At 59.2% G+C, this 2,949-nt stretch carries 4 protein-coding genes; 3 read left to right on the forward strand and 1 reads right to left on the reverse strand.

Features of this window, described 5'->3' with window-relative positions:
- The 3 genes from WCA53_RS13785 to WCA53_RS13795 form a co-directional block, all read left to right on the forward strand.
- Nucleotides 1-380: VWA domain-containing protein (locus WCA53_RS13785; RefSeq protein ID WP_423911036.1), on the forward strand; the 380-nt coding region annotated here is incomplete at its 5' end.
- Nucleotides 371-913 carry a CoxG family protein gene (locus WCA53_RS13790; RefSeq protein ID WP_423911039.1) on the forward strand — a complete coding sequence of 181 codons (543 nt, stop codon included), beginning with the start codon at nucleotides 371-373 and terminating at the stop codon, nucleotides 911-913. The genes WCA53_RS13785 and WCA53_RS13790, both read left to right, overlap by 10 nt.
- The gene (locus WCA53_RS13795; RefSeq protein ID WP_423911042.1) at nucleotides 886-1,905 is read left to right on the forward strand and encodes an XdhC family protein; all 1,020 of its coding nucleotides are present in this window, start codon (nucleotides 886-888) and stop codon (nucleotides 1,903-1,905) included. Before WCA53_RS13790 ends, WCA53_RS13795 begins: the two co-directional genes overlap by 28 nt.
- 65 nt (nucleotides 1,906-1,970) lie before the next feature.
- Here the strand turns inward: WCA53_RS13795 and WCA53_RS13800 are convergent, their stop codons facing one another.
- Nucleotides 1,971-2,723: a glycosyltransferase family 2 protein gene (locus WCA53_RS13800; protein WP_423911047.1), complete on the reverse strand. Its 753-nt coding sequence runs from the start codon at nucleotides 2,721-2,723 to the stop codon at nucleotides 1,971-1,973.
- Between the last annotated feature and the right edge of the window lie 226 nt (nucleotides 2,724-2,949).

Below are 2,949 nucleotides of genomic sequence, written 5' to 3' on the forward strand. Positions count from 1 at the left end.
ATCAGGTGGTCGACTGGTCGGGGGGCACGCGCATCGGCGCGGCGCTCGCCGAGTTCAACCGGCGCTGGGCTCGCCGCGTGCTGACGGGGCGAGCAACGGTTTTGTTCGTCACCGACGGTCTCGATCACGAAGCAATCGATGTCCTCGAAACGGAAATGCTGCGTTTACGCCGGTTTGCGCATCGGCTGATATGGCTTAATCCGTTGCTGCGTTACGCTGAGTTCACGCCAAGCGCACGGGGCGTTCGGGCAATCCTGCCGCATGTGGACGCGATGCTTGCGGCTCATAACCTCGACAGCCTCAACGCTGTCGGCCGGGAACTTGCGACGCTTGGGCGCCGGTCGGACCCGAAATTTCCGGGAGACCTGAGATGGAACTGACTGAAACGCACAGCTTGCCCGTGCCGCAAGACGTGGCGTGGGCCGCGCTTAACGACACGGAAATCCTCCGCGCGTGCATTCCGGGGTGCGAGAGTATCGAAGCCGATGGTGACAATGCGTACGCGGTCGCGATGACGGCATCGGTTGGGCCAGTCAAGGCCAAGTTCAAGGGGCGGATGAATCTTGTGGATATCGATGCGCCGAATACGTACACCATCGTGTTCGAAGGACAAGGCGGCACGGCGGGTTTCGGCAAAGGTCAGGCGAAAGTAGTCTTGGTGCCGGCCGATGACGCCGTATCGACGACACTGTCTTACACGGCCCACGCGCAAGTCGGCGGCAAGCTGGCGCAGATCGGTTCGCGCCTGGTAGACGGCGCGGCGAAGAAGATTGCCGGCGAATTTTTCAAGCGGTTCAGCGCGGAGTTGACCAAGGGCGATGAAGAGCCCGCAAATCAGTCCGATGACGCGCCAGCCGATGGTGAACAGAAGAAAGGGAAAAGATCATGGACAGCGTGGATCTCGAAGTCCTGAGGAACAGCGCGAAATGGCTCGAACGTGGGCATCGCGTGTTGCTGGTGACGGTGGTTAAGACGTGGGGATCGTCCCCTCGCCCGGAAGGCGCCATGCTCGCCGTGCGCGATGACGGCACGGTGATGGGATCGGTGTCGGGCGGGTGTATTGAAGACGATCTGATCGAACGAGTGCGACAACGCGGTATTGAGCAGACCCGGCCGGAGAGCGTGAAGTACGGGATATCGGCGGAAGAGGCGCATCGGTTTGGATTGCCTTGCGGCGGGACCATCCAGCTTGTGCTTGAACCGTTGACGCTGGAAAGCGGTATCGCCGATCTCTGCCATGCCGTCGAATCCGGGCGACTGATTTCTCGCACGCTCGACATGGCGAGCGGCGCGGTGACGCTCGGGCCGGCTCAGGCGACAGACGGCGTTCTCTTCGACGACTCGCGTTTGCTGACCATTCATGGCCCGCGTTATCGGATGCTGGTGATCGGCGCGGGGCAGTTGTCCCGATATTTATGCAGCATCGCGGTCGGGCTGGATTATCACGTGACGGTGTGCGATCCGCGCGAGGAATACACGGACGAGTGGGATGTGCCGGGGACCACGATCGTGCGCACAATGCCCGACGATACCGTCATGGAGATGAAACTCGACGAGCGATCCGCGGTGATTGCGTTGACGCACGATCCGAAGCTCGATGATCTCGCGCTGATGGAAGCGTTGAAGACGCCGGCGTTTTATGTCGGCGCGCTGGGGTCGCGGCGTAACAATGCGGCGCGTCGTGAGCGCTTGAAGGAGTTCGATCTCTCCGATGCCGAGCTCGCGCGGTTGCATGGGCCGGTGGGGATTTATATCGGCAGCCGGACGCCGCCGGAAATCGCGGTATCGATTCTCGCGGAAGTCACGGCGGCGAAAAACGGCGTTTCCTTGCCGACGATTTTGCAGGTGGAGGGCGCGAAGGCGGCGCGGGAGGTGGTGGGGAAGGGGGAGGTTTGTGGGGTTTAGGTTTGGATTGTTATTGTCAGGGCGGGCCGCGCTCGTCGATCGGCACGCCGTCCGAAGTGCAACATTCAGGTTACGCTGCCGCGCAGTCGCATTGCCTGCAAATATTGTCCCGATACCTCGGACTGGCCGTAGTGCACGACGGTCTGATCGATCAACGCCCAGATCGTTAGACCTGCACGCCGTGCCCGTCGACAAAAAGACACGTCTTCGCCGAGATAGACGCCGTCTTCTTCGATAGTTTCAAAGAACCCATAGAACTTGCCGCTGGGCACCATCGACACATATTGTTCCGGCGGGGCATAGCATTCGGCGAATGGTTTCGTCGCTTCAAACGCGTCTCGATGCGCCAGGAATACGCCGGTTCCGACATGCCTGGCCTCGACAAATCCGTTGACGAAATGCGTGTCTCCCTCTGCGTCAACGACAGGCGCCACTGTGTAGTCGGCGTGCTTTTCCAGCCAGTCACGCAAGGTCAAGCCGGTGTCGGCTGGCTCGATCGTGCGGTCCAGATGGAACCGTCTAAATGGGTATGCGACACCCGCGATGGTTTTATTTGCCGCCAGAAGCTTTAAGACTGCTTCGGCAGGAAACTTCATGTCGGTATCGAGAAAAAGCAGATGCGAAAACTCCGGGCGATTCAGGAAATAATTGGCGAAGAAGTTTCGCGCCCGGATGATGTGCGACGACGCAACGTGTAACGTTTCGTAGGTTACGCCGGCGTTGGTGAACTCACGCGTCAAGTCCATCAACGAAAAAGCGAAATTGATATGGACTTCTTCGCTGTAGGTGGGGAGGCAGATCAGGACGTGGTGGGACATGGGGTGGAATGTTTAGGTTTGTTGACGTTGCGTGTATTGGATGGCGATCGTCATTGCACAAATTAATACGATTCAATTAGCGATGCTGATGATATGACCGATGCCGTGAGACAGAGATCATATATCCACGCGCTCGTGAAAAGCGCGACACAGCGCCGGCCCCTTGTGCCAATAGACGGCCCTGTTTCAATCCACGCGCTGGTGAAAAGCGCGACTCTGTCCTTCC

The organism is Caballeronia sp., assembly GCF_049581465.1.
Taxonomy (GTDB): Bacteria; Pseudomonadota; Gammaproteobacteria; order Burkholderiales; family Burkholderiaceae; genus Caballeronia.

Bases quoted from the DNA above. Each gene is read 5' to 3' on its own strand.
- WCA53_RS13790 (WP_423911039.1), top strand. From the start codon at position 371: ATGGAACTGACTGAAACGCACAGCTTGCCCGTGCCGCAAGACGTGGCG.
- WCA53_RS13795 (WP_423911042.1), top strand. From the start codon at position 886: ATGGACAGCGTGGATCTCGAAGTCCTGAGGAACAGCGCGAAATGGCTC.
- WCA53_RS13800 (WP_423911047.1), bottom strand. From the start codon at position 2,723: ATGTCCCACCACGTCCTGATCTGCCTCCCCACCTACAGCGAAGAAGTC.